Raw genomic sequence first — 26,070 nt, forward strand, 5'->3', positions numbered from 1 at the left:
TGGTAGACGGCATCGCGCTACGCAGGCGCGCTTGGCGAAGGCGGCTGCCGGCTGCGATAGTCCGGCATCCGATCGTGGACGAGGGAGTGGCCGCCATGTTTTATCCCACCTTGTCGTGCAACGGACGCGAGCTGGTGTTGGACCGCCCGTTGATCTGCGGCATCGTCAACACCACGCCCGACTCCTTTTCGGACGGTGGACGGCACGCGGACGCCGCGGCAGCGATTGCCCATGGACTGGCCCTGGTGGAGCAAGGCGCTGACCTGCTGGATATCGGCGGTGAGTCAACGCGGCCTGGGGCCACAGCGGTCAGTGCAGAAGAGGAACTGGCGCGCGTCATCCCCGTGATCGAGGGGTTGGCGCGCCAGACGACGGTTCCCTTGTCGATCGATACCTCCAAGCCCGACGTGATGCGCGCCGCCGTCGCGGCCGGGGCGGGGCTGATCAATGACGTCCAGGCCCTGCGCCTGCCCGGTGCACTGGATGCGGCAGCCGAGCTGAAGGTTCCGGTGTGCTTGATGCACATGCAGGGCGAGCCGCGCACCATGCAGGAGGCGCCGAATTACGAGGAGGTAGTGGCCGACGTCAAACGCTTCCTTGCCGATCGCATCTTTACCTGCGAGCTGGCCGGCATCGACAAGAAACGCATCCTGGTCGATCCGGGCTTCGGCTTCGGCAAGTCGCTGGAACACAACCTGGAGCTGCTGCGCCAGCTCAAGGCACTGGCCGGGCTCGGCGTCCCGCTGATGGTCGGCCTGTCGCGCAAATCGATGCTAGGCACCCTTACGGGCCGCGAGGTGGGCGACCGTGTCGTTGCCTCGGCGGTTGCGGCGCTGATTGCGGTGCAGCGGGGCGCCGGGCTGGTGCGCGTGCACGATGTCGCCGCAACCCGCGACGCATTGGCCGTCTGGGCGGCGGTGGCCGATGCGCCATCGCGCCCACGCACCGGATCCGCGCCACGGCGATGGGATGACGACGAGTAAAATCGGGCGGGCAATCCGCATCAGGGTCGCTTCGGTGGCTCCCGGGAAAGGAGTCTGGCAACCTACGCGACCCTCAAACTGGCCCCAACACATGAGCGAGCGCAAATATTTCGGGACAGACGGCATTCGCGGGCGCGTCGGCGAGTGGCCCATCACCGCGGAATTCATGCTCAAGCTGGGCCGGGCCGCGGGCGCCGTTCTCACCGACAACCGGGGTATCGCGACGGTACTGATCGGCAAGGACACCCGAATTTCCGGCTACATGTTCGAATCGGCGCTGGAAGCGGGCCTGGTCGCCTCGGGCGCCAACGTTCGCCTGCTCGGGCCGATGCCGACGCCGGCGGTCGCCTACCTGACACGGTCCCTGCGCGCCAGCGCGGGCATCGTGATCAGTGCGTCGCATAATCCACATCAGGACAATGGCATCAAGTTCTTTTCGGCGGATGGTGAAAAACTCGCCGACGAGGTCGAGCACGCCATCGAAGCCGAGCTGGAAGCGCCCTTCCTGACAGTCTCTTCCGAACGCATCGGCAAGGCTGACCGTATCGCGGATGCGCGCACTCGCTATTCGGAATTCTGCAAATCCACCGTGCCGCCGGACCTGAGCCTGCGCGGGCTGCGCATCGTGGTCGATTGCGCGCACGGCGCGACCTACCACATCGCGCCGAATCTCCTGGAGGAGCTCGGCGCGAAGGTCACTGCGATCGGCGTGCAACCTGACGGACTCAATATCAATCGCGATTGCGGCTCCACCAAGCCCGCGGCGCTGCAGAAAGCGGTGGTCGAGCAGGGGGCGCACCTGGGCATCGCCTTCGATGGCGACGGCGACCGGGTGCAGTTCGTCGACCATGCCGGCCGACTGATCGATGGCGATGACATCCTGTACATCCTGGCGGCGGGGTGGCGCGCCAGCAACCGGCTGCGCGGCCCGGTCGTGGGCACGTTGATGACCAATTTCGGGCTGGAGCAGTGTTTCGCCCAGGCCGGAATCGGGTTTGTCCGTGCGAAGGTGGGGGACCGCTACGTCCTCCAGCAGCTCAAGCAGCACAGCGGCCTGCTCGGCGGCGAGACGTCCGGCCATATCCTGTGCCTGGATCGCGCCACGACGGGTGACGGCATCGTCAGCGCCTTGCAGGTCCTTGAGTGTGTCGTCCGCAGTGGCCGTTCACTGGCCGAGCTGGCGGCCGGATGGACGCGCTTGCCGCAGAAAACCGTCAACGTGCGCGTCGCCGACGGCGCCCGGTTGCTCGATCATGGCACCGTGCTGGATGCGCGGCGGGCGGTCGAGCGCGAACTGGAAGGGCGTGGGCGCCTGGTCCTGCGCGCCTCGGGAACGGAGCCGCTGGTGCGGGTGACGATCGAAGCGGCCGACGTCGCGCTGGTCGATACGCTGGCTGCCCGACTGGCCAGCGCCGTAGAATCCGCGGCCGTACAGTAATCCTTGGGCAAGCGGTGCCGCGGCGGCGCCGAACGCCGGCGCCCTGGCGCCTCCTCGCCTCATCATGGAAACCGATATGTCCGTCATTCCTACCCTTGATATCCGTCGCTTCGACAGTGACCGCGACGCCTTCGTCGCCGAACTCGGTGCGGCCTACCGCGAATGGGGTTTTTGCGGCATCCGCGGCCACGGCATCAGCGACGAACTGATCCACGGCGCCTATGAGCGCTTCCGCGCGTTCTTCGCCTTGCCGACCGAAGTGAAGATGAAGTACCACCTGCCAGGTACCGGCGGTGCGCGCGGCTACACGCCGTTCGGCGTGGAGACGGCAAAAGACTCGCGATATCCCGATCTCAAAGAGTTCTGGCACGTGGGCCGCGAGATCCCACGCGATTCCGAATTCGCGGACATCATGGCGCCGAACCTCTGGCCGGAAGAAGTCGCAGGCTTTAAGGAATACGGCTACGGCCTGTACACGGCGCTCGACCAGCTGGGGTCGCGTGTGCTGCGCGCGCTGGCGTTGCATATCGGGTTGCCGGAAATCTTCTTCGAAGACAAGACCAACTTCGGCAATTCCATCCTCCGCCCGATCCACTATCCGCCGATCACGACGCCCGATGTGCCGAACGTGCGTGCCGGCGCGCATGAAGACATCAATTTCATCACTCTCCTGGTCGGCGCCAGCGCAGCGGGCCTGGAAGTCAAATCGCGCAAGGGCGAGTGGGTGCCGTTCACGGCGGATGCGGACACCATCGTGGTCAATATCGGCGACATGCTGCAGCGCCTGACCAATCACGTATACCCCTCGACGACCCACCGCGTGGTCAATCCGCCGGGCGACGAAGCACGCAAGCCGCGCTATTCGGTGCCGTTCTTCCTGCACCCTAACCCGGACGTCGTGCTCGACCCGCTGCCCGCCTGCGTCACCGCGGACAACCCGCGCCGCTACGACACGTCCATTACGTCGCACGAGTACCTGATGGAACGCCTGCGCGAGATCAAGCTCGTCTGATACGCCAATCACGTACTGCAGAACGAGCGCGCGGCCGGAAACGGCCGTGCGCTTTTGTTTGTGCGCCCGGCAGGGCGCACCTGCCTGGAGGTGAAAGGTGTACGGTGGTGTGGAGAGGGCCGGGGGCTCCCTGCCGACGGGGAAGCGGGTGAGCAAGCCCCGGGGAGCGCTATTCAGCCGTTCCCTGCTGCGGATCCATTACCCGGTAGCTCTTCGACCGTCGCTGGACCAGGTTGAGGGCGAGGCGGTCGGGCAGCAGCTTGATCAGGGTCTTGATCAGCCGGTTCACACGACCCGTGACATGGACGATGTCACCGCGTTCCACCGCGCTCCAGCCCTCGCGCGCCACCTCTTCGGAGGTCATCCACATCCAGCGTGGCATCGTCGATACCTGGGCCCGCGCGCCAGTGACGTCATGGAATTCCGAGAAGGTGAAGCCGGGGCACACCGCGCAGACACGGATGTCCTTATCCCGATTTTCCAGGGCCAGCGACTGGGAGAACTTGATCAGGAATGCCTTGGACGCGGCATACATGGCGTGTCCGGCAGAGCTGGGTACGTGACCGGCAAGGGAGGCGATGTTCGCAATACGGCCGTAGCCGCGCCGTTGCATCCCGGGAAGCAGCCGGTAGGCCAGTTCGCAGGGAGCCGTGACGAGTACCTGCAGGAAATCCGCGTGGACGGTCCATGGCTGCGCCAGGTAGTGGCCCGGCACGCCGTAGCCGGCATTGTTGATCAGGATGTCGATCGTGATGCCGCGCCGGTCGAGCTCCTCGCACAGGCGCGCGGATGCATCGGGCCGGGCAAGGTCGGCGGCGATGGTTTCGGTGCGGATGTCGTGGCGGCTGCGCAGGTCTTCGGCCAGAGCGGTGAGCCGGTCTTCGCGGCGGGCGGTCAGGACCAGGTGGATGCCCTTGCCCGCCAGCTCGCGGGCAAACGCCTCGCCGATACCGGCCGATGCGCCGGTGACCAGGGCCCAGCGTGACGCAGGTGCATTCATTCGGTGTCTCTCCGTGGCAAGGGAATGGCATTGGCGTGGGCAAAGGACGACGCGTGCACGCCACTGACCGGACTGGGTGACTCTAGATGGACGGCCGGTTGCTGCAAAGCCTGCTCCCGGGCCGTATCCTGCGACTCATGGCCGCGTTGCACCGCCGCTGGACCGCCGTTATCCTTCGCGCCCTCTCGAACGGGCCCGTCCTATGCGCCGCAAGCTGGTCGCCGGAAACTGGAAAATGCACGGAACGCGCGCCAGCGCGGCCGAGCTGGTGCACGCGGTCGCCGCCGGTGTGCCGGAGGGCATCGAGGTAGCCGTGTTCCCGCCCTTCGTCTATGCGGGTGAAATCGCGGCTGACGCCCGGCGTGGCGCGGTGGCCGTCGGCGTACAGGATGTCAGCGAGCAGGCGCAGGGGGCGTTCACCGGCGACGTCGCTGCCTCGATGGCGGCCGATATCGGTTGCACGTTGGCGCTGGTCGGTCACTCCGAGCGTCGCCAGTACCATGCCGAGTCGAACGGGCAGGTTGCCGCCAAGTTCGTGCGTGCCCAGGAGGCGGGTCTGGTGCCGGTCCTGTGCGTCGGAGAGACCCTGGTCCAGCGCGAAGCCGGCGAGACCGAATCCGTGGTGGGGGCTCAGATTCAGGCCGTGCTTGCCGCGGCCGGCATAGCCGCTTTTGGTAACGCGGTCGTGGCGTACGAGCCGGTCTGGGCGATTGGTACCGGTCGCACCGCGACCTCGGAACAGGCGCAGCAAGTCCATGCGTTTATCCGTAGCCAACTCGCCATTCACGATGCTACAATCGCCAACTCGCTACGCATCCTTTATGGTGGTAGCGTGAAACCGGGCAATGCAGCCGAGCTTTTCGCCCAGGCTGATGTTGACGGTGGCTTGATCGGCGGAGCGTCCCTCGTGGCCTCCGATTTCCTGGCGATTTGCATGGCGGCGCGATAAGCGCGACGCCCGGTTGGATCGAAATGCTGCCCACGATCTTCAACGTGTTTTACATTCTGATCGCAGTGGCGATGGTGGCGCTGATTCTGCTGCAGCGCGGCGCCGGTGCAGACGCGGGTTCCGGTTTCGGATCCGGCGCGTCGGCAACGGTGTTCGGTGCGCGCGGATCGGCGAACTTCCTGTCGCGAGCCACGGCGATCCTGGCCGCTATGTTCTTCCTGCTCAGTCTGGGCATGGGCATGTATCTGGCTCGCAGTGGCAAAGTAGCGCCGCAGAGCGATCTGGGTATCATGTCCGGCGTCGAGGCACCTGCGGCCACCGAAAAAGCACCTGCCACGTCGCCCGCCAGCGACGTTCCGCAGGCCGCGACCCCGGCTCCGGCCGTGGCGGCACCGCCGGCTTCCGACGTGCCCAAGCCCGCTACTCCTGCCGCGGCCGCTCCGGCCGAAGGCGAGACCAAAGCCAAGGCGGACGAGTCAAAGAAGAACTAGTTGGAATACATTGCCCAGATGGCGGAATTGGTAGACGCACTACCTTGAGGTGGTAGCGACTTAGGTCGTGGGGGTTCGAGTCCCCCTTTGGGCACCAATCTAGTTACGGTCGCGCGGCAAGATGCACGGCTTCGCGATCGCTGATGCATCGACGTTTGATGCGGAGGTTCGCAGACTCGTGCTTGCCGAATATTGGCCCATCCTTCTGTTCCTCGGTATTGCCACCGGGCTGGGCCTCGTCCTGCTCGCCGTCGGCACCCTGCTAGGCCCCAAGCGGCCTGGTCAAGAAAAGCGATCGGCATACGAATGCGGCTTCGAGGCCTTCGAAGACGCGCGCATGAAATTTGACGTGCGCTATTACCTGATCGCCATCCTGTTCATCATCTTCGATCTGGAAATCGCGTTCCTGTTTCCGTGGGCCGTCGTGTTCAAGGAAATCGGTATCGTCGCGCTGATCGAAATGGGCCTTTTCCTGGCCCTGCTGGTGGTCGGTTTCGTTTACGTCTGGAAGAAGGGGGCGCTGGAATGGGAGTGATCGACAGCGTCAGCCGGGTGATGCACAACCCGGTGCCGATCTCCACGGTCGACGACATCCTGCGGCCCGGGGACGACAATCCGCTCATCGAACGCGGATTTGCTACCGCGCGCATGGACGACCTGATCAACTGGGCCCGCACCGGCTCGATGTGGCCGATGACCTTCGGCCTGGCCTGCTGCGCCGTCGAGATGATGCACGCCGGTGCCGCGCGCCTGGACCTTGACCGCTACGGCGTGGTCTTCCGTCCGTCGCCGCGCCAGTCTGACGTGATGATCGTCGCCGGTACCCTGGTCAACAAGATGGCTCCGGCGCTGCGCAAGGTCTATGACCAGATGCCCGATCCGAAGTGGGTCATCTCGATGGGCTCGTGCGCCAACGGCGGCGGCTACTACCACTATTCCTACGCGGTGGTGCGCGGTTGTGACCGCATCGTGCCGGTCGACGTCTACGTCCCCGGCTGTCCGCCGACGGCCGAGGCGCTCGTCTACGGCATTCTGCAGTTGCAGAAGAAAATCCGTCGTACCAACACCATCGCGCGCTAACGGACGACCCGCATGAGCGAGAACACGCCTATGAGCCTGGCGCAGCGCCTTACCGCGCGTCTGGGCGACGACGCCGTGAACGTCATCCAATGGCGCGGCGAAACCACGGTGGAAGTCAAGCCCGAGCGCTGGCTGGCGGTGGCCCGCTTGCTGCGGGACGACCCGGATTTCCACTTCGAACAGCTGATCGACGTCTGCGGCGTCGACTACCTCGGTTACGGCCAGACCGAGTGGGATACCACCGACGTTTCCAACGAAGGATTTTCGCGCGGCGTCGAGGGCAAGGGCCCGGGGCGCTTCAGCTGGAACGAACGCCCGCAGGTCGAGAAGAAGTCAAACCGTTTCGGTGTCGTGGTGCACCTGCTGTCGGTCAAGCACAACCGCCGCGTGCGCGTGCGGACCCTGTGCGCGGATGATGCGCTGCCGATCGTCGCGTCGCTGACCGAGCTCTATCCCGTCGCCAACTGGTTCGAGCGCGAGGCCTTCGATCTGTACGGCATCGTGTTTGAAGGTCATCCGGACCTGCGCCGCATCCTCACCGACTACGGTTTCGTCGGCCATCCGTTCCGCAAGGATTTTCCGCTGATCGGCAACGTCGAAGTGCGCTACGACGCCGAACTGCAACGCGTCATCTACGAGCCCGTCTCGATCGAACCGCGCGTGCTGGTGCCGCGCGTGATCCGCGACGATTCGCGCTACGAACAGGCCCAGGCCGAGGCTGCGGCCGGCGGCGCGGCGGCGGGGAAGTAAGCCATGCAGGAAATCCGCAACTACACGATCAACTTCGGCCCGCAGCATCCGGCGGCTCATGGCGTGCTGCGCCTGGTGCTGGAGATGGATGGCGAGACCATCATGCGCGCCGACCCGCACGTCGGCCTGCTGCATCGCGGTACCGAAAAACTGGCCGAGTCCAAGCCCTTCAACCAGTCGATCGGTTACATGGATCGCCTGGACTACGTCTCGATGATGTGCAACGAGCACGCCTATGTGCGGGCCATCGAGAAGCTGCTCGGTGTCGAGGCCCCGATCCGTGCGCAGTACATCCGCACGATGTTCGACGAGATCACGCGCATCCTGAACCACCTCATGTGGATCGGATCGAACGCGCTCGACCTCGGCGCCATGGCGGTCTTCCTCTACGCGTTCCGTGAGCGCGAAGAACTGATGGATTGCTACGAGGCGGTCAGCGGCGCGCGCATGCATGCCACCTATTACCGGCCGGGCGGTGTCTACCGCGACCTGCCGGACCGCATGCCGCAGTACAAGGAATCGCGTTGGCACAAGGGCAATGACCTCAAGCGCATGAACGAATGGCGCGAAGGTTCGATGCTCGATTTCCTCGAAGCCTTCTGCAAAGATTTCTACAGCAAGGTCGACGAGTACGAGACCCTGCTGACGGACAACCGCATCTGGAAGCAGCGCACCGTCGGCATCGGCGTGATTCCGCCGGAGCAGGCGCTGGCGTGGGGCATGACCGGCGTCATGCTGCGTGGTTCCGGTGTGGCGTGGGACCTGCGCAAGAAGCAGCCCTACGCGGCCTACGCCGACATGGATTTCGATATCCCGGTTGGTGTGAAGGGCGATTGCTACGACCGTTACCTGGTCCGCATCGAGGAGATGCGCCAGTCCAACCGCATCATCGAGCAGTGCGTACGCTGGCTCAGGGCCAATCCCGGCCCGGTGATGATCCAGAATTTCAAGGTGTCGCCGCCGTCTCGCGAAGAGATGAAGGACGACATGGAAGCCCTCATCCACCACTTCAAGTTGTTCACCGAAGGCTATTGCGTGCCGGTCGGTGAAACCTACAGTGCGGTCGAGGCGCCCAAGGGCGAATTCGGTATCTACCTGGTTTCCGACGGCGCGAACAAGCCGTTCCGGTTGAAGGTCCGTGCCCCTGGTTTTGCGCACCTGTCGTCGATGGACGCCATCGTGCGCGGTCACATGCTGCCCGACGTCGTTGCGATGATCGGCACCTACGACATCGTATTCGGCGAAGTCGACCGCTGAGGCGACGGGAGTCATTCCATGAAGGCCACTGGCAACCACGAACAGGTGAAAGACGTCGACCCGATGGTCGCGCTCACCGAGCACACGCGTCACCACATCGATCACTGGGTGTCGAAATTCCCGCCGGACCGCAAGCGCTCGGCGCTGATCCAGGGACTGTTTGCCGCACAGGAACAGAACCAGGGCTGGCTCACCGACGAACTGATCACCGCCGTGGCCAAGTACCTTGGTCTGCCGACGGTGTGGGCCTACGAAGTGGCCAGCTTCTACTCGATGTTCGAGACGGAGAAAGTCGGCCGCAACAATGTGGCGATCTGTACGAATATCTCCTGCTGGCTCAATGGCGCGGAAGACGTCGTGCGTTATTGCGAGAAGAAGCTGGGCGTCAAGCTCGGCGAGAGCACGCCGGACGGCCGCATCTACCTCAAGAAGGAAGAGGAATGCCTGGCTGCCTGTTGCGGCGCGCCGATGATGGTGGTCAACGGCCACTACCATGAAAACCTCACCACGGAAAAAGTGGACGAGATCCTCGACGGCCTTAAATAAGGCAATTGAGTACGTGTTGTAGCAGCGGCCTGGGCCGCGATGCGTCATCGAATACGGGACATCGCACCAGGGCGGCCTCCTGCACATCAAGAGTGAACGGGTATGGCATTCGGACCGGCACCACAAGAACACCAAGTCGTCTACACCACGCTGCATTTCGACAAGCCGTGGTCGTACGACAATTACCTCAAGGTCGACGGCTACCAGGCGTGGCGGAAGATCCTTGCCGAGAAGCCTGATCCGGGCGCCTTGATCGAAGAGATCAAGAAGAGCGCGCTGCGTGGCCGTGGCGGTGCCGGTTTCCCGACTGGCCTGAAGTGGTCCTTCATGCCGCGCACGGCGCCGGGCCAGAAGTACATCCTGTGCAATTCGGACGAATCCGAGCCGGGCACCTGCAAGGACCGCGACATCCTGCGTTTCAACCCGCACTCGGTGATCGAGGGCCTGGCAATCGCGTGCTACTGCACCGGTTCCACCGTGGCCTACAACTACCTGCGGGGTGAGTTCCACCACGAACCCTTCGAGCACTTCGAGGAGGCGCTCAAGGAAGCCTACGCGGCGGGCCTGCTGGGCAAGAACATCCAGGGCTCGGGCATCGACTGCGACATCTACGGCGCCCTCGGCGCCGGCGCCTACATCTGCGGCGAGGAAACCGCGTTGATGGAATCGCTCGAAGGCAAGAAGGGCCAGCCGCGCTTCAAGCCGCCGTTCCCGGCCGGTTTCGGCCTGTACGGGCGTCCCACGACGATCAACAACACGGAAACCTACGCCTCGGTGCCGGCCATCCTGCGCAATGGCGCGGAGTGGTTCCTGAACCTGGGCAAGGCCAACAACGGCGGACCGAAGATCTTCTCGGTCTCCGGCCATGTGAACAAGCCCGGCAATTACGAGATCCGCCTCGGCACCTCGTTCAAGGACCTGCTCGAAATGGCTGGTGGCGTTCGCGGCGGCCGCCAGCTCAAGGCGGTGATTCCCGGCGGGTCGTCCATGCCGGTGCTGCCGGCGGCGACGATGCTCGAATGCACGATGGACTACGACTCGATCCAGAAGGCCGGTTCGGGCCTGGGCTCGGGCGCCGTTATCGTGATGGATGAAACCACCTGCATGGTGCGCGCCTGCCAGCGTATCAGCCGCTTTTACTATGCCGAGTCCTGCGGCCAGTGCACGCCCTGTCGCGAAGGCACGGGCTGGATGTACCGCATGCTGACGCGCATCGTGGAAGGCAAGGCCGAACTGTCTGACCTGGCCATGCTCAAGCAGGCTGCCGGACAGATCGAAGGCCACACCATCTGCGCCTTCGGTGAAGCCGCCGCATGGCCGGTGCAGGGCATGCTCCGCCACTTCTGGCACGAATTTGAATATTTCATCGTCAACAAGCGCTCGCTCGTCGACGAACAGCTCGGCAAGGCCGCGTGAGGACGACCGACAGATGAGCGCCCAGCCCGTCAATCCCAACACGCCGCCCGATCACGTCAACATCGAGATCGACGGCAAGCCAATGACCGCGCCGAAAGGCTCGATGATCATTCATGCCGCCGACAAGGCCGGCGTGCCGATTCCGCGTTTCTGCTACCACGACAAGCTGCCGATCGCGGCCAACTGCCGCATGTGCCTGGTCGAGGTGGAAAAATCACCCAAGCCGATGCCCGCCTGCGCCACGCCGGTCATGGAAGGCATGAAGGTGCTGACCCGCTCCGCCAAGGCGCTCAATTCGCAGCGCAACGTGATGGAGTTCCTGCTGATCAACCATCCGCTGGATTGCCCGATCTGCGATCAGGGCGGTGAATGCGAATTGCAGGACGTCTCGATGGGCTATGGCCGTTCGGTCAGCCGCTTCGTCGAGCGCAAGCGCGCCGTGGCGGACGAAGATATCGGTCCGCTGATTGCGACGGAGATGACGCGCTGCATCCAGTGCACGCGCTGCGTGCGTTTCGTCGGTGAAGTGGCCGGTACCTATGAACTGGGTGGCATGGGCCGCGGCGAAAACCTGGAGATCGGTACCTATGTCGGCAAGACGATCGAGAGCGAGATCGGTGGCAACATCATCGACGTCTGCCCGGTCGGCGCGTTGACCAATAAGCCGTTCCGCTTCCGCGCCCGCGCCTGGGAACTGGTCGCCCGGGAAGGCATCGGCTATCACGACGCGCAGGGTTCGAACCTGTGGTTGCACACCCGCCGCGGCGAAGTGCTGCGCCATGTGCCGCGCGACAACGAAGCCATCAACGAATGCTGGCTGTCGGACCGCGACCGCTACAGCCACCAGGGCCTTTACGCCAGTGACCGTGCGCTGCAGCCGCAAGTCAAGCGCAACGGCGGCTGGGTTGCCGTCAGCTGGGACGAAGCGCTGGCCCTGGTCGCCGAGAAACTCAAGACCGTGTCCGGCGACCAGCTCGGCACGCTGGTCCATCCGGCCACCTCGAACGAGGAAGGCCACCTGCTGGCTGCCCTGTCGCGCGGCCTGGATTCCAGGCACATCGATCACCGCCTGCGCCAGCTCGATTTCGTCGACGGCGCGGCCGGCAACGGGTTCTCGACACCGGTCGCGGATATCGAAAAAGCCGGTGCCGTCCTCCTCGTCGGCTCGTGGCTGCGCCATGAGCTGCCCTTGATCAATCATCGCGTGCGCAAGGCCGCCAAGCGGGGCGCCAAGGTATTCGCCCTCAATCCGGTCGATTTCGATTTCAACTACGACTTCGCCGGCAAGACCATCGCCGCTCCGGCGGCACTGGTCGATGAGGCCCTGAAGCTCGCCAAGGCTGCGGCTGAATCCGGTGTAGCCGTACCGGCCGAACTCCAGCCCTTGCTGGCTGATATCGCGGTGGATGATGCGGCGCGCGCGACCGTTGCTGCGCTGAAGGACGCCACTGCCTCGGTACTGATCGTCGGTGAAGCCGCCGCGATGCATCCGCAGGCGTCCATCCTGCGTGCGGCCGCCCGCCTGGTCGCGCAGGCGACCGACAGCGGCTACAACGAAATTCCGCTCGGCGCCAACGCCGTCGGCCTGAGCCGAGTCGGCGTGTTGCCGCAGGCTGGTGGCCTCGACGCGCGCAGCATGCTGCAGCAGCCGCGCAAGGCCTATCTGCTGTACGGAGCCGAAGCGCCGTTCGACTTTGCGGACGGTGGCCTGGCCATGCAGGCGCTGACGTCCGCCGAGACGGTGGTGGCGTTCTCCGCCTTCGCCAGCGACAACGTCAAGGCCGTCGCCACCATCATCCTGCCGATCGCCGCGACGCCGGAGATCGACGCGACCCTGGTCAATCTCAACGGCACCGCCCAGGTGGCTGCCGCCGGTGCCAAGCCGGCCGGTGAATCGCGTCCGGGCTGGCGCGTACTGCGTGCGCTGGGCGCCAAGCTCGGCGTGTCGGGTTTCGATTTCACCGAAATCGCCGATGTCCGCGCGGCCATGAATGCCAGGCCCGCAGCCGCGCTGGTGACAAATGGCAAGGTCGCCAACCGGGTCAAGCCCACGGGCCTGGCGCGCATTGCCACCGTCCCGGTGTATCGCGGTGACGCCGTGCTCCGTCGCAGCGTGCCCCTGCAGTCGCATCCACTGACGGTGGGTGGCCGCCTCGTCCTTCATCCGGCGGACGCAAAGCAGGCGGGCCTGGAGCAGGGAATGGTGGCCAAGGTGTCCGGCCCCGTCGGTATCGCGACGCTGCCCGTCACGATCAGCCAGGACGTGCCTGCCGGCGGTGCCTGGATCGAATCGGCCTACCTTGAAACCGCTGCGCTGCCGGCCTACGGCGCAGACCTCAGCATCAGCAAGGCATGAGCGCCATGGACTCCCTGACTGCTGCGATCAACGCTTTCGTCAACCAGTTCCCGACGCTCTCCGTCGCGATCGGGCTGATCCTTCTGCCGCTGCTGCCGCTGATCATCTCGGTGGCGATGTATGTGTGGTGGGAGCGCAAGGTCATCGGCTGGATGCACGTGCGCATGGGGCCCAACCAGGTTGGCCCGATGGGCCTGGCGCAGGCCTTCGCCGACGTGTTCAAGCTGCTGTTCAAGGAAATCACCGTCCCTGAGCGCGCCAGCACCTTCCTGTTCTACCTGGCGCCGATCATCGCGCTGGTGCCGGCAATGGCGGCGTGGGCGGTCGTGCCGATCGGCGAAAAAGTCGCCTGGTCGAATGCGAACGCGGGCCTGCTGTATCTGCTGGCGATGACCTCGCTGGGCGTGTACGGCATCATCCTGGCCGGCTGGGCGTCCAACTCCAAGTATGCCTTCCTCGGGGCGATGCGTTCTGCCGCCCAGGTCGTCAGCTACGAAATCGCGATGGGCATGGCCCTGGTCAGCGTGCTGATCCTCGCCGGCAGCCTGAACCTGAGCGATATCGTCGTCGCGCAGTCCGGCAGCAAGGGCTTCTTCGAGTGGTTCTGGTTGCCGCTGCTGCCGATGTTCGTCATCTACTTCATCTCGGGCGTGGCCGAAACCAACCGCGCGCCGTTCGACGTCGCCGAAGGCGAGTCGGAGATCGTTGCCGGCTTCCACGTCGAGTATTCCGGCTCCGCGTTCGCGATCTTCTTCCTCGCCGAATACGCGAACATGATCCTGATCGCGTTCCTGGCGGCCGTGCTGTTCCTCGGCGGCTGGCTGTCTCCCTTCCAGGGTTGGGGCATGGGCCTGCTGTCGGCGCCGGGCTGGTGGTGGCTGTTCATCAAGGCCTTCATCATGGCTTTCCTGTTCCTGTGGTTCCGCGCGACGTTCCCGCGCTACCGCTACGACCAGATCATGCGTCTGGGTTGGAAGGTCTTCATCCCCATCACCATCGCCTGGGTCTTCGTCGCCGGCTGCCTGGCCTATTTCGGCGGCGTCACCATCGGTCCGGAAGCCTCGCCATGAATCGCGTGATCCACTACTTCAAGAGCCTGCTCCTGCTCGAGCTCCTGGCGGGCCTCTGGCTGACGCTCAAGTACCTCGTCAAGCCGAAGTACACGATGCAGTACCCGATGGAAAAGATTCCAAAGTCGAATCGCTTCCGCGGCCTGCATGCGTTGCGTCGCTATCCGAACGGCGAAGAGCGCTGCATTGCGTGCAAGCTGTGCGAGGCCGTGTGCCCCGCGCTGGCGATCACGATCGACGCGGCGCCGCGCGAAAGCGACGGCCAGCGCCGCACCACGCGCTACGACATCGATCTGTTCAAGTGCATCTTCTGCGGCTTCTGCGAGGAAAGCTGCCCGGTGGATTCGATTGTCGAGACCGACATCCACGAATACCACTTCGAAAAGCGCGGCGAGAACGTGCTGACCAAGCAGAAGCTCCTGGCCCTCGGCGACCGTTTCGAGGCTGATATTGCCAAGGCCCGCGCCCAAGACGCGGCCTATCGCTGAGCGCAGGAGACCCGACGATGACGCTACAGCTGGTCTGTTTCTACGCGCTCGCCACGGTAATGGTGGGGTCGGCGCTGGCCGTGATCACGGTGAAGAACTCCGTGCACGCGGCCCTGTTCCTGGTGCTGACCTTCTTCACGGCCGCATCCACCTGGATCCTGGCCGAGGCCGAATTCCTCGGCATCGCCCTGGTGGTGGTGTATGTGGGCGCCGTGATGGTGCTGTTCCTGTTCGTGGTGATGATGCTCGACATCAAGCCCGAGTCGATGCGCGAGGGCTTCATCCGCTTCCTGCCCGTCGGCGTGATCGTCGCGGCGGTCATGCTGGTGGAGATGCTGGCGCTGATCGGCGTGAAGGCAATGACCGCCCAGACTCTGCCGCCGGATCCGGCCGTCGCCGCCGGGATGGGCAACACCGCCTGGCTGGGCAAGGCCCTGTTCACCCAGTTCCTGCTGCCGTTCGAGATTGCCGCGCTGATCCTGACGGTCGCCCTGATCGCGGCGGTTGCCCTGACGCTGCGCAAGCGCACCGGCACCAAGACGCAGAATCCGGGCCTGCAGGTGATGGTCAAGCGTGAAGAACGCCTGCGTGTCGTCAAGATGTCCGCCGAGCGCGGCGAAGGAGAATCCGCATGATCACGCTGGCGCATTACATCGTGCTCGGTGCCGTTCTCTTCTGCATTTCGGTGGCCGGTATCTTCATCAATCGCAAGAACGTCATCGTGCTGCTGATGGCGATCGAGCTGATGCTTCTCGCGGTGAACATGAACTTCGTCGCCTTCTCGCGCTTTCTCGGCGATGCATCGGGGCAGGTGTTCGTGTTCTTCATCCTGACGGTCGCCGCGGCGGAGTCCGCGATCGGCCTGGCCATCCTGGTCGTGCTGTTCCGCAACCGCAGCACCATCAACGTGGCCGAACTCGATTCGATGAAGGGCTAAGACCAGATGATCACGCCGAAGCTTCTCCTCGTCGTTGTCGCCCTGGCGCCCTTGTTCGGCGCCATCGTGGCGGGCCTGTTCGGTCGTACTGTCGGCCGCGCCGGTGCACACACGGTCACCATCGCCGGTGTGGCGGTTTCCTTCCTGCTGTCGTGCTACGTGCTCTACCAGCTGAGCACCGGTGGCTGGGGCGTCTTCAACGAGAATCTCTACACCTGGTTCGAAGTCGGTCCGCTCAGTGTGAGCGTCGGTTTCCTGGTCGATCGCCTGACCGCCGTGATGATGGTCGTCGTCACCTCGGTGTCGCTGCTGGTGCACCTGTACACCATCGGCTATATGCACGAAGACCCGGGCTACCAGCGCTTCTTCAGCTATATCTCGCTCTTCACCTTCTCGATGTTGATGCTGGTGATGAGCAACAACTTCATGCAGCTGTTCTTCGGCTGGGAAGCGGTGGGCCTGGTGTCGTACCTGCTGATCGGTTTCTGGTTCAAGCGGCCGACGGCGATCTTCGCCAACATGAAGGCCTTCCTGGTCAACCGCGTCGGCGATTTCGGCTTCCTGCTGGGTATCGCCGCGGTGCTGCTGTGGTTCGGTTCGCTCGATTACCAGCAGGTTTTCGCCGAAGCGACGAAGGATGGCGCCCTGGCGGGCAAGACGCTGGAGCTGATCAAGGGTCACCCCTGGTCCGCCGCGACTGTCATCGGCGTGCTGCTTTTCGTCGGTGCGATGGGCAAGTCGGCCCAGGTACCGCTGCACGTGTGGCTGCCTGACTCGATGGAAGGCCCGACCCCGATCTCCGCGCTGATCCATGCGGCCACCATGGTGACCGCGGGCATCTTCATGGTCGCCCGCATGTCGCCGCTGTACGAGCTGTCGGAAACCGCCCTCTCGTTCATCATGATCGTGGGCGCCACGACGGCGCTTTTCACGGGCCTGATCGGCATCGTCCAGAACGACGTCAAGCGCGTCGTCGCCTATTCGACCCTCTCGCAGCTGGGCTACATGACGGTTGCCCTGGGCGCGTCGGCGTACTCCGCCGCGATCTTCCACCTGATGACCCACGCCTTCTTCAAGGCGCTGCTGTTCCTCGGCGCGGGCTCGGTGATCATCGCCATGCACCACGAGCAGGACATGCGCTACATGGGCGGCCTGCGCAAGTACATGCCGGTCACCTTCGCTACTGCCTGGATTGGCACGCTGGCGCTGACCGGTTTCCCGGGCTTCTCCGGCTTCTTCTCGAAGGATGCCATCATCGAAGCCGTCGGCCACTCGCATCGCTTCGGTTCGGGCTATGCCTACGCCTGCGTGCTGATCGGCGTGTTCGTGACGGCGCTCTACAGCTTCCGCCTGATCTACCTGACTTATCACGGCAAGGAACGCTTCGAGGACAAGCACGAAGCCGATTACGTGGTGCCCGAGGCGGATACGCCGGAACACGAGGCACAGCTGGCACACGATCATGCGCACCACGACCACGGCCATCACGCGCCGCACGAGTCGCCGTGGGTGGTCACGGTGCCGCTGGTCCTGCTGGCCATTCCGTCGATCTTCATCGGCTGGCTGGCGGTGGAGCCGATGCTGTTCGGCGACTTCTTCGCCGGCGCGATCCACGTGCATGCGGGGCATAACCCGCTGGAAGAACTCAAGCACGAGTTCCATGGCCCCCGTGCGATGGTGCTGCACGGACTGACGCAGTGGCCGTTCCTGTTGGCGCTGGCCGGTTTCGCCACCGCAACCTATGTATACCTGTTCAATCCTTCGGTCGCGGCCAAGGCGGCAAAGGTCTTCGCGCCGCTGTACCGCATCCTGCAGAACAAGTACGGCATCGACGACCTGTATTTCGCGGTCTTCGCCCGCGGCGGCGTGAAGCTGGGCCGTGGCCTGTGGCGCGGCGGTGACGTTGCAGTCATCGACAACGGCATGGTCAACGGTTCGGCCGCCCTGGTCGCGCGCGTGGCGGCGACGGTGCGCCGCGTGCAGTCCGGCTATCTGTATCACTATGCGTTCGCGATGATCCTGGGACTGATCGTCCTCCTCGGCGGTCTGTGGCTGGCTGCGCGGTAAGGGACAAAGGGAAAAATAACGATGTCTCTGTTGAGTCTTCTGATCTGGCTGCCTTTCATCGGCGCCGTCCCCGTCCTGCTGGCAGGCGAGAAGCGTCCCGACATGGCGCGCTGGATCACGCTGCTGGTCGCGCTGGTCACATTCGCGGCCAGCCTCCTCATGCTCTCGCGCTTCGACAGCGCCAGTGCGGCGATGCAGCTGCAGGAAAAATTCGTCTGGATCGAAGCCCTGCAGGTGAACTACCACCTGGGGGTCGACGGCATCTCCGTCGCGCTGGTTCTGCTGACGACCTTCACCAGCGTGCTGGTGGTGCTGGGCGCCTGGGGATCGATCGACGAGAAGGTCAACCAGTACATGGCCGCCATGCTGGTGCTGGAAGGCCTGATGGTGGGCGTCTTCTGCGCGATGGATGCGCTGCTGTTCTATGTCTTCTTCGAAGGCATGCTGATCCCGATGTTCATCCTGATCGGCGTGTGGGGCGGGGCACGTCGCGTCTATGCCACGCTCAAGTTCTTCATCTACACCTTCTTCGGCTCGATCTTCATGCTGATCGGCCTGATTTACCTGTACTTCAAGGCCGGAACCTTCGACCTGGCGACGCTAGCCTCGGTCAGCCTTTCCGCCAAGGAACAGGCCTGGTTGTTCTTCGCCTTCCTGCTGGCCTTTGCCGTGAAGGTGCCGATGTGGCCGGTGCATACCTGGTTGCCGGACGCCCACGTCGAAGCGCCGACCGGTGGTTCGGTGGTGCTGGCGGCGATCATGCTCAAGATCGGTGGTTACGGATTTATCCGCTTCTCCCTGCCGATCACGCCTGACGCGAGCGCGGAGTACGCCTGGATCGTCATCGCGATGTCGCTGATCGCCGTGGTGTATGTGGGCTATGTCGCCCTCGTGCAGGAAGACATGAAAAAGCTGATCGCCTATTCGTCGATCGCGCACATGGGCTTCGTCACGCTCGGCGTGTTCATCGCGATGGCGTTGACGCGCGACCTCAACAATGCCAATGCCGCCCGCATCGGACTGCAGGGCGCGATGATCCAGATGATCTCGCACGGATTCATTTCCGGTGCGATGTTCTCGTGCGTGGGCGTGCTGTATGACCGCATGCACACCCGCATGATCAAGGACTACGGTGGCGTGGTGAACACAATGCCGAAGTTCGCCGCCCTGTTCGTGCTGTTTGCGATGGCCAATTGCGGCCTGCCGGGCACCAGCGGGTTCGTGGGCGAGTTCTGGGTGATCCTGGCGGCGTTCCAGTCGAATCCGTGGGTGGCGGCCCTGGCTGCCTTTACCCTGATCATCGGCGCGGCGTATACGCTGTGGCTGGTCAAGCGCGTGATCTTCGGCGAGGTTGCCAACGAGAACGTCGCCCAGCTGGAAGACATCAACGCCCGCGAATTCTTCGTGTTGGCGGCTTTCGCCGGGGCGGTGCTGCTGTTCGGTCTGTGGCCCAAGCCCCTGGGTGATCTGATGGACGCGCCCATCAAGCAACTGGTGGACCAGATTCTCGTGAGCAAGGGCGTGTGAGGGACCGACCATGATCAGCCTGACCGATATCCTCACCCTTCTTCCCGAGTGCTTCCTGACCGGTGCGATCTGCGTCCTGCTGTTGCTGGACGTGTTCCTCAAGCCGAGCCAGCGTGACGTCACGCACTACTTTTCCATCGCCATCCTGGCCGTGACGGCCTGGCTGGTGCTCTCTGGCCCGGGTGCCGTGACCGTTACTGCAGGTGCGGCCAAGAGCGTCACTGCCTTCGGCGGCATGTTCATTCGCGACGGCATGGCTGATGCGCTCAAGCTCTTCGCTTTGCTGACCTCAGCGCTGGTGTTCGTATACGCACGACCGTACCTGCGCGACCGCAGCCTGTACGTTGGCGAGTACTACGTTCTTTGCCTTTTTGCAGTGCTGGGCATGATGTTCCTGGTCTCGGCGGGCAGCCTGGTGATCGTGTACCTGGGCCTGGAGTTGCTGGCGCTGTCCTCGTATGCGCTGGTCGCCCTGAACCGGGATTCACGCCTGTCGTCCGAAGCGGCGATGAAGTACTTCGTTCTCGGCGCGCTGGCCTCGGGCATGCTGCTCTACGGTATGTCGCTGATCTACGGCGCGGCCCACACGCTGGACCTGAACGGCATCCGTGAGTTTGCCGCCGTGCCGGTGAATGCCCAGTCCAAGCTGTTGCTGACCGGCGTCGTGTTCGTGGTCGTCGGCATCGCATTCAAGTTCGGGGCCGCTCCGTTCCACATGTGGTTGCCCGACGTCTACCAGGGGGCCCCGACGGCCGTGACGGTCTTCATCGGCTCAGCGCCCAAGCTGGCTGCGTTCGGCATGGCCTACCGCCTGCTCGAAACAGGGCTGGACGGCGCCGGCCCGCACTGGCAGCAGATGCTGGCCGTGCTGGCAGTGGCGTCCCTGGCGATCGGTAACATCGCGGCGATCATGCAGTCCAACCTCAAGCGCATGCTCGCCTATTCGACCATCTCGCACGTTGGCTTCCTGCTGCTTGGCCTGGTCAACGGCCAGCCCGGCGGCTATGCGGCAGCGATGTTCTACGCGATCAGCTACGCGCTCATGGCGGCCGCGGCCTTCGGCATGATCCTGTTGCTCTCCCGTGCCGGCTTCGAGGCCGAGGAGATCGACGACTTCAAGGGCCTGAACCAGCGCTCGCCCTGGCACGCCTTCCTGATGTTGCTGGTGATGTTCTCGCTCGCCGGCGTGCCGCCAATGTTCGGGTTCTTCGGTAAGCTGCTGGTGCTCAAGGCGGCCATCGATGCACACCAGATCTGGCTGGCGGTGACCGGCGCAGTCTTCGCGATCGTCGGCATCTTCTATTACCTGCGCGTCGTCAAGGTGATGTACTTCGATGACGCGGATGATGAATCGCGGCTTCCGACGCCCGGTGACCTGCCGATGCGCGTGACGATTTCCATGAATGCACTCGCGTTGCTGGTGCTGGGCTTCTTTTGGGGGCCGCTGTATGGGTGGTGCGTCCGTTCGTTGGGAATTTACTGACAAACGCTTGCGTAAATTCTCGATGGCACGTACAATTCTTTTTCTCTGATGCGGGGTGGAGCAGTCTGGCAGCTCGTCGGGCTCATAACCCGAAGGTCGCAGGTTCAAATCCTGCCCCCGCTACCAGTTAGATGCGAAAGGCCACCTAGTGTGGCCTTTTTGCTAGGAGCGCAGGACGCGCGCGTTGCCGGTGTTGGGAAGCAAGTCAACGGCGGACTACGGAATGGGCCTTCGTGCCCATTTTTTGTTTGTGCGGAAAGCAGCGTGAAAGACGACGAACTCCTCCAATTGATCCACCCGGTAGTGGCTGATCTCGGCCTCGAATGCCTCGGCATCGAGTACGCGCCGAGTCGTGGCAACAGCCTTCTGCGCATCTATATTGATGCGCCGGAACGGGGCATCACGATTGAAGATTGCGAGGCGGTCAGCCGCGAAATCTCGGCGCAGATGGACGTGAACGACCCGATCGAGGGGCGCTACACGCTGGAAGTGTCTTCGCCGGGTATCGACCGACCGCTGTTCACGCCGGCGCAGTTCGAGCGCTTCACCGGTGAAGTGGCAAAGATCGCGCTGAACCTCCCGGTCGAGGGGCGTCGTCGGTTGCAGGGGGTCATCCTCCGTGTCGACGGCGACCAGATAACCATCGACCAGGACGGCGTCGAATTCACGGTGGCGCACGACAATATCCAGAAAGCGCGTCTGGTGCCCGATTACGTGGCGCTGGGACTGGCGCCGGAAAAACCGAAGGGTCCGAAGCCGGGTGCAACGAAGCGCAAACCGAACAAGTAGACAATCCAGGCGTCGCGGGCGCCGGTTGGAGTGACTGACAATGAGTAAAGAATTGCTGTTGGTGGTGGACGCGGTTGCGAACGAGAAGGGCGTCGACAAAGGCGTGATTTTCGAGGCAATGGAAGCGGCCCTGGCTTCCGCGGCCAAGAAGCGCTACGTCGACCAGGATGTCTCGATCCGCGTGTCGATCAATCGCGCCAACGGCGACTATGAAACCTTCCGCCGCTGGGAAGTGGTTCCTGACGATGTCGTCATGGAATCGCCCGAGCGCATGATCCGCCTGATGGACGCCGTCGACGAAAAACCCGGCTCCGACATCGGCGATTTCGTGGAAGAGCAGATCGAAAACCCCGAGTTTGGCCGCATCGCCGCACAGGCCGCCAAGCAGGTCATCGTGCAGCGCGTCCGCGAAGCCGAGCGCGCGCAGGTGGTGGACGCCTTCCGCGACCGCATTGGCGAACTGATCACCGGCGTCGTCAAGCGCGTCGAGCGCGGCGCGGTCTATCTTGACCTCGGTGGCAATGCCGAAGCCTTCATCGCCCGCGACAAGACCATCCCGCGCGAGACCGTACGCACCGGCGACCGCGTCCGCGGCTACCTGTTTGATGTCCGTGCCGAAGCGCGCGGCCCGCAGCTGTTCGTCTCGCGCACCGCGCCGGAATTCATGATCGAGCTGTTCAAGCTTGAAGTGCCGGAAGTGGGCCAGGGTCTGGTCGAAATCAAGGCCTGTGCACGCGACCCCGGCGACCGCGCCAAGATCGCCGTGCTTGCCAACGACAGCCGCACCGATCCCATTGGCGCCTGCATCGGCATGCGCGGTTCGCGCGTTCAGGCGGTGTCGAACGAGCTCAACGGCGAGCGCATCGATATCGTCCTGTGGAACGACAATCCGGCCCAGTTCGTCATCAATGCGATGGCGCCGGCCGAAGTGCAGTCGATCATCGTCGACGAAGACAAGCACTCGATGGACATCGCGGTCGCCGAGGACAAGCTGTCCCAGGCCATCGGCCGCGGCGGCCAGAACGTGCGCCTCGCCAGTAAGCTGTCGGGCTGGCAGCTCAACGTCATGACCGAAGCCCAGGTTCGCACCAAGAGCGAGTCCGAGCAGGAAACAGCGCGCCAGCTGTTCATGACCAAGCTCGAGGTGGACGCGGAAATCGCGGCCATCCTGGTGCAGGAAGGTTTCTCGACCGTCGAGGAGATCGCCTACGTGCCGACCGGCGAACTGCTGGCCGTGGAAGGCTTCGACGAGGATATCGTCGAGGAACTCCGTGCCCGTGCCCGCGATGCGCTCCTGACCGAAGCGCTCGCCGTGGAAGAAGTGATTGATGAGCACAAGCCGGCCGATGACCTCCTGGCCGTGGACGGTATGAACGAAGCACTGGCTTACACCTTGGCCCAGCACGATATCGTTACGCGCGAGAATCTGGCTGACCTGGCGACTGATGAACTGATGGAGTTCGGAATCGAGGGACTCGACGAGGATCGTGCCGCAGCGCTGATTGTGGCCGCGCGCGTAGCCGAGACGTAATCCGCGGGCGTTTTGCAGCGGTTGTTACTGGCAGCAGGCGGATCACGGAGTAACGAGAATGTCGGACGTCACCATCAAGCAACTGGCCCTGGTACTGGGCACTCCGGTCGAGAAGCTGCTCGCGCAGCTTGCCGAGGCCGGCATGAAATTCAGCAATGCGGACCAGATCATCAGCAGCACCGAGAAGGTGAAACTGCTGGGTTTCCTGCGTCGCACGCATGGCAAGACCGAACCGGTCGCCGAAGACTCGGCACCTCGCCAGATCACGCTCAAGCGCAAGACCGTGAGCGAGATCACCGTGAACCAGGGCGCTGCGCGCGGCAAGACGGTCAACGTCGAAGTCCGCCAGAAGCGCACCTACGTCAAGCGCAGCACGGTCGAGGAAGAGCAGAAAGTCGACACCGAGCGCGAAGAGGCCCTGCGCAAGCTGTCCGAGTCCACGCTCAAGCGTGAGGCGGACGAGCTCGAGCGTGCGGCCCAGGAAAAGCGCCGCGCCGAAGAAGAGGCTAAAGCGGCTGCCGCCGCTGCGGCGGAAGCGGCCGCCGCCGAAGAAGCGCGCCGTCGCGACGAAGAGCGGCGTGCCGCGGAAGAAGCCGCCAAGGCCCCGGTGGACAAGACGCCTGCCGCGACCACCAGCGCGCCGCAGCCGTCGACCCCGCCGCGTCCTGCCGCGCCTCCGCCGCGTCATGCGGCACCGTCGTCACGTCCTGCGTCCTCCACCGGACCAGGCCCCGGCGCCCGCCCCACATCACCCCCGCCGCCGCGCCGCGATGACGCGCCGCGTCACCACACGCCGCGTCCTGCGTCTCCGCCGCCCAAGCGCCCGGACGACCAGAACCAGGCCCGTAACAAAGTCAAACACGGATCACATCGGATGCAGGAAGGCCCCACCGCCGATCTCGGCCATCGTTTTGCCGGCGGCGAGCTGCACCTGACGGCCGAGGAACGCGCACGCCGCTTCAGCCGCAAGAAGCCGCGTGGCAAACCCGACATCAGCCGCATCACCGGCCAGCACGGCTTTGCCAAGCCGACGGCCCCGGTCGTTCGCGAAGTCGCCATTGGCGACGGCATCATCGTGGCCGATCTCGCGCAGAAGATGGCGGTCAAGGGTTCCGATGTGGTCAAGGCCCTGTTCAAAATGGGCGTGATGGCCACGATCAACCAGGTCGTCGACCACGACACCGCGGTGCTCGTCGTCGAGGAACTGGGCCACAAGGCTGTCCGTGCCGACGCCAAGGATGCGGAGACCACCCTGATCGCCCGGAACGAAGCTGACCAGGGCGACAAGGAAGTGCGTCCGCCGGTAGTGACCATCATGGGTCATGTCGACCACGGCAAGACCTCGCTGCTCGACTACATCCGACGCACCAAGGTCGCGGCGGGTGAAGCCGGTGGCATCACGCAGCATATCGGCGCGTACCACGTCACCACCGACAAGGGCGTGATCACCTTCCTCGATACGCCGGGCCACGCGGCGTTCACCTCGATGCGCGCCCGCGGTGCCAAGTTGACCGACATCGTCGTGCTGGTCGTCGCCGCGGATGACGGCGTCATGCCGCAGACGATCGAAGCCGTGAAGCACGCGCGTGCGGCCAACGTGCCGATCATTGTCGCAGTCAACAAGATGGATAAGTCCGAGGCAAACCCGGACAACGTCAAGCAGGGCCTGGTGCAGCACGAGGTCGTGCCGGAAGAGTGGGGCGGCGACGTGCAGTTCGTGCCGCTGTCGGCCAAGACCGGCATGGGCGTGGACGCGCTGCTCGATGCCATCTCGGTCCAGGCTGAAGTGCTGGAACTGCGCGCGGTGCGCGATGGCCGCGCCTCGGGCGTGGTCGTGGAAGCCAGCCTCGACAAGGGCCGCGGCCCGGTGGCCACGGTGCTGGTGCAGGCCGGTACGCTCAAGAAGGGCGACTTCCTGGTCTGCGGCATCGAGTACGGCCGCGTCCGTGCGATGTTCAATGAATCGGGCAAGCAGGTGACCGAGGCAGGTCCGTCGATCCCGGTGCAGGTGCTGGGACTTTCCGGCGTGCCGGACGCGGGCGACGACTTCGTCTCCGTCGAAGACGAACGCCTGGCCAAGGACGTTGCCCAGCAGCGCAACATGAAGCGCCGCGAATCGCGCCTGATCAAGCAGAGCACCAAGCTTGAAGACATCATGGCGACGATGACCCAGGGCGGCGAACAGCAGACCCTGAACCTCGTCGTCAAGGCGGACGTGCAGGGTTCGGCCGAAGCCCTGAAGGAAGCGCTGACCAAGCTCACGAACGAGCTGGTGAAGGTCAACGTCATCGTTTCGGGCGTCGGTGGCATCACCGAATCCGATGCGACGCTGGCGGCTGCCTCGAAGGCGACGATCATCGGCTTCAATGTCCGTGCGGACGCTTCGGCGCGCAAGGTCATCGAAACCAATGGTCTGGACCTGCGCTACTTCTCGATCATCTACGACGTGATCGACCAGGTGAAGCAGGTGGCTTCCGGCCTGCTCGGCATGGAGATCCGCGAAGAAATCATCGGCGTGGCCCAGGTGCGCGAAGTGTTCCGCAGCTCCAAGTTTGGCGCGGTCGCGGGCTGCATGGTCATCGAAGGTTTCGTCAAGCGGAACAAGCCGATCCGCGTGCTGCGCGACAACACCGTCATCTTCCAGGGCGAACTGGAGTCACTGCGCCGCTTCAAGGACATCGTCGACGAAGTGCGCAACGGCATGGAATGCGGTATCGCCGTGAAGCAGTACAACGACGTCAAACCGGGCGACCAGATCGAGTGCTTCGAGCGCATCGAAGTGCAGCGCACGTTCTGAGTGAACTGATCACAAGGTGCGCCAACGGCGCATCTTGAATGGATCACAGGAGGCGCCTGCCGGCGCATCCTGAACTGGATCACGTGATGCGCCCGGCGCATCA

The 26,070-nt window shown here is 64.0% G+C and carries 23 protein-coding genes and 2 tRNA genes; 24 read left to right on the forward strand and 1 reads right to left on the reverse strand.

The annotated features are described in order from the left end of the window. Positions 1 to 95 precede the first annotated feature (95 nt). The 3 genes from folP (at position 96) to N4264_RS08840 (ending at position 3,433) form a co-directional block, all read left to right on the forward strand. Entirely contained in the window at positions 96 to 983 is an 888-nt protein-coding gene (gene folP / locus N4264_RS08830; protein WP_261696675.1) for a dihydropteroate synthase, read from the forward strand. A gap of 91 nt (positions 984 to 1,074) precedes the next feature. Further along, positions 1,075 to 2,421, forward strand: coding sequence for a phosphoglucosamine mutase (glmM, locus tag N4264_RS08835; RefSeq protein WP_261696676.1), 1,347 nt, complete (start codon positions 1,075 to 1,077; stop codon positions 2,419 to 2,421). 76 nt (positions 2,422 to 2,497) lie between these two features. Then, positions 2,498 to 3,433 (forward strand): isopenicillin N synthase family dioxygenase, encoded by a 936-nt coding sequence (locus tag N4264_RS08840; RefSeq protein WP_261696677.1) that lies wholly within the window; start codon positions 2,498 to 2,500, stop codon positions 3,431 to 3,433. 169 nt (positions 3,434 to 3,602) lie between these two features. Here N4264_RS08840 and N4264_RS08845 read toward each other — a convergent pair whose 3' ends face one another. Further along, positions 3,603 to 4,433, reverse strand: a complete 831-nt coding sequence (locus N4264_RS08845) for an SDR family NAD(P)-dependent oxidoreductase (protein WP_261696678.1) — start codon at positions 4,431 to 4,433, stop codon at positions 3,603 to 3,605. A 202-nt stretch (positions 4,434 to 4,635) separates the two neighbouring features. Here N4264_RS08845 and tpiA point away from each other — a divergent pair, with 202 nt between their 5' ends. From tpiA to infB, 21 genes are all read left to right on the forward strand, one after another. Next, a complete protein-coding gene (gene tpiA / locus N4264_RS08850) occupies positions 4,636 to 5,382 on the forward strand; it encodes a triose-phosphate isomerase (protein WP_261696679.1) in 747 nt (248 codons plus the stop codon). Positions 5,383 to 5,405: 23 nt separating this feature from the next. Continuing rightward, a complete protein-coding gene (gene secG / locus N4264_RS08855) occupies positions 5,406 to 5,873 on the forward strand; it encodes a preprotein translocase subunit SecG (protein ID WP_425508316.1) in 468 nt (155 codons plus the stop codon). A 12-nt stretch (positions 5,874 to 5,885) separates the two neighbouring features. After that, positions 5,886 to 5,970, forward strand: a tRNA-Leu gene (locus N4264_RS08860). Positions 5,971 to 6,051: 81 nt separating this feature from the next. Next, the gene (locus N4264_RS08865; protein ID WP_261696680.1) at positions 6,052 to 6,408 is read left to right on the forward strand and encodes an NADH-quinone oxidoreductase subunit A; all 357 of its coding nucleotides are present in this window, start codon (positions 6,052 to 6,054) and stop codon (positions 6,406 to 6,408) included. Next, entirely contained in the window at positions 6,399 to 6,953 is a 555-nt protein-coding gene (locus tag N4264_RS08870; protein ID WP_261696681.1) for a NuoB/complex I 20 kDa subunit family protein, read from the forward strand. Before N4264_RS08865 ends, N4264_RS08870 begins: the two co-directional genes overlap by 10 nt. Before the next feature lie 12 nt (positions 6,954 to 6,965). After that, entirely contained in the window at positions 6,966 to 7,703 is a 738-nt protein-coding gene (locus tag N4264_RS08875) for an NADH-quinone oxidoreductase subunit C (protein WP_261696682.1), read from the forward strand. Positions 7,704 to 7,706: 3 nt separating this feature from the next. Further along, complete coding sequence (locus tag N4264_RS08880) at positions 7,707 to 8,960, forward strand: NADH-quinone oxidoreductase subunit D (RefSeq protein ID WP_261696683.1); 1,254 nt, start codon at positions 7,707 to 7,709, stop codon at positions 8,958 to 8,960. A gap of 18 nt (positions 8,961 to 8,978) precedes the next feature. Next, on the forward strand, positions 8,979 to 9,506 hold the full coding sequence (gene nuoE / locus N4264_RS08885) for an NADH-quinone oxidoreductase subunit NuoE (protein ID WP_261696684.1): 528 nt from the start codon (positions 8,979 to 8,981) through the stop codon (positions 9,504 to 9,506). A 102-nt stretch (positions 9,507 to 9,608) separates the two neighbouring features. Beyond that, on the forward strand, positions 9,609 to 10,922 hold the full coding sequence (gene nuoF / locus N4264_RS08890) for an NADH-quinone oxidoreductase subunit NuoF (protein ID WP_261696685.1): 1,314 nt from the start codon (positions 9,609 to 9,611) through the stop codon (positions 10,920 to 10,922). 13 nt (positions 10,923 to 10,935) lie between these two features. After that, positions 10,936 to 13,278, forward strand: coding sequence for an NADH-quinone oxidoreductase subunit NuoG (nuoG, locus tag N4264_RS08895; protein ID WP_261696686.1), 2,343 nt, complete (start codon positions 10,936 to 10,938; stop codon positions 13,276 to 13,278). Positions 13,279 to 13,283: 5 nt separating this feature from the next. Further along, positions 13,284 to 14,348, forward strand: a complete 1,065-nt coding sequence (gene nuoH, locus N4264_RS08900; RefSeq protein ID WP_261696687.1) for an NADH-quinone oxidoreductase subunit NuoH — start codon at positions 13,284 to 13,286, stop codon at positions 14,346 to 14,348. Then, complete coding sequence (gene nuoI / locus N4264_RS08905) at positions 14,345 to 14,836, forward strand: NADH-quinone oxidoreductase subunit NuoI (protein WP_261696688.1); 492 nt, start codon at positions 14,345 to 14,347, stop codon at positions 14,834 to 14,836. Before nuoH ends, nuoI begins: the two co-directional genes overlap by 4 nt. Positions 14,837 to 14,853: 17 nt before the next feature. Continuing rightward, positions 14,854 to 15,471 (forward strand): NADH-quinone oxidoreductase subunit J, encoded by a 618-nt coding sequence (locus N4264_RS08910; protein ID WP_261696689.1) that lies wholly within the window; start codon positions 14,854 to 14,856, stop codon positions 15,469 to 15,471. Next, positions 15,468 to 15,773 carry an NADH-quinone oxidoreductase subunit NuoK gene (nuoK, locus tag N4264_RS08915; RefSeq protein WP_261696690.1) on the forward strand — a complete coding sequence of 102 codons (306 nt, stop codon included), beginning with the start codon at positions 15,468 to 15,470 and terminating at the stop codon, positions 15,771 to 15,773. The genes N4264_RS08910 and nuoK overlap by 4 nt, the downstream gene beginning before the upstream one ends. 6 nt (positions 15,774 to 15,779) lie before the next feature. Further along, positions 15,780 to 17,840: an NADH-quinone oxidoreductase subunit L gene (gene nuoL, locus N4264_RS08920; protein ID WP_261696691.1), complete on the forward strand. Its 2,061-nt coding sequence runs from the start codon at positions 15,780 to 15,782 to the stop codon at positions 17,838 to 17,840. 21 nt (positions 17,841 to 17,861) lie between these two features. Further along, complete coding sequence (locus N4264_RS08925; protein ID WP_261696692.1) at positions 17,862 to 19,367, forward strand: NADH-quinone oxidoreductase subunit M; 1,506 nt, start codon at positions 17,862 to 17,864, stop codon at positions 19,365 to 19,367. Between the two features lie 10 nt (positions 19,368 to 19,377). Then, positions 19,378 to 20,850 carry an NADH-quinone oxidoreductase subunit NuoN gene (gene nuoN, locus N4264_RS08930; protein WP_261696693.1) on the forward strand — a complete coding sequence of 491 codons (1,473 nt, stop codon included), beginning with the start codon at positions 19,378 to 19,380 and terminating at the stop codon, positions 20,848 to 20,850. 49 nt (positions 20,851 to 20,899) lie between these two features. After that, positions 20,900 to 20,976, forward strand: a tRNA-Met gene (locus N4264_RS08935). A gap of 138 nt (positions 20,977 to 21,114) precedes the next feature. Then, a complete protein-coding gene (rimP, locus tag N4264_RS08940) occupies positions 21,115 to 21,639 on the forward strand; it encodes a ribosome maturation factor RimP (protein ID WP_261696694.1) in 525 nt (174 codons plus the stop codon). Between the two features lie 40 nt (positions 21,640 to 21,679). Continuing rightward, positions 21,680 to 23,170, forward strand: a complete 1,491-nt coding sequence (nusA, locus tag N4264_RS08945; protein WP_261696695.1) for a transcription termination factor NusA — start codon at positions 21,680 to 21,682, stop codon at positions 23,168 to 23,170. Positions 23,171 to 23,228: 58 nt separating this feature from the next. After that, positions 23,229 to 25,967 carry a translation initiation factor IF-2 gene (gene infB / locus N4264_RS08950; protein WP_261696696.1) on the forward strand — a complete coding sequence of 913 codons (2,739 nt, stop codon included), beginning with the start codon at positions 23,229 to 23,231 and terminating at the stop codon, positions 25,965 to 25,967. Positions 25,968 to 26,070: the final 103 nt, after the last annotated feature.

The organism is Tahibacter amnicola (assembly GCF_025398735.1).
In the GTDB taxonomy this organism is placed as follows: domain Bacteria; phylum Pseudomonadota; class Gammaproteobacteria; order Xanthomonadales; family Rhodanobacteraceae; genus Tahibacter; species Tahibacter amnicola.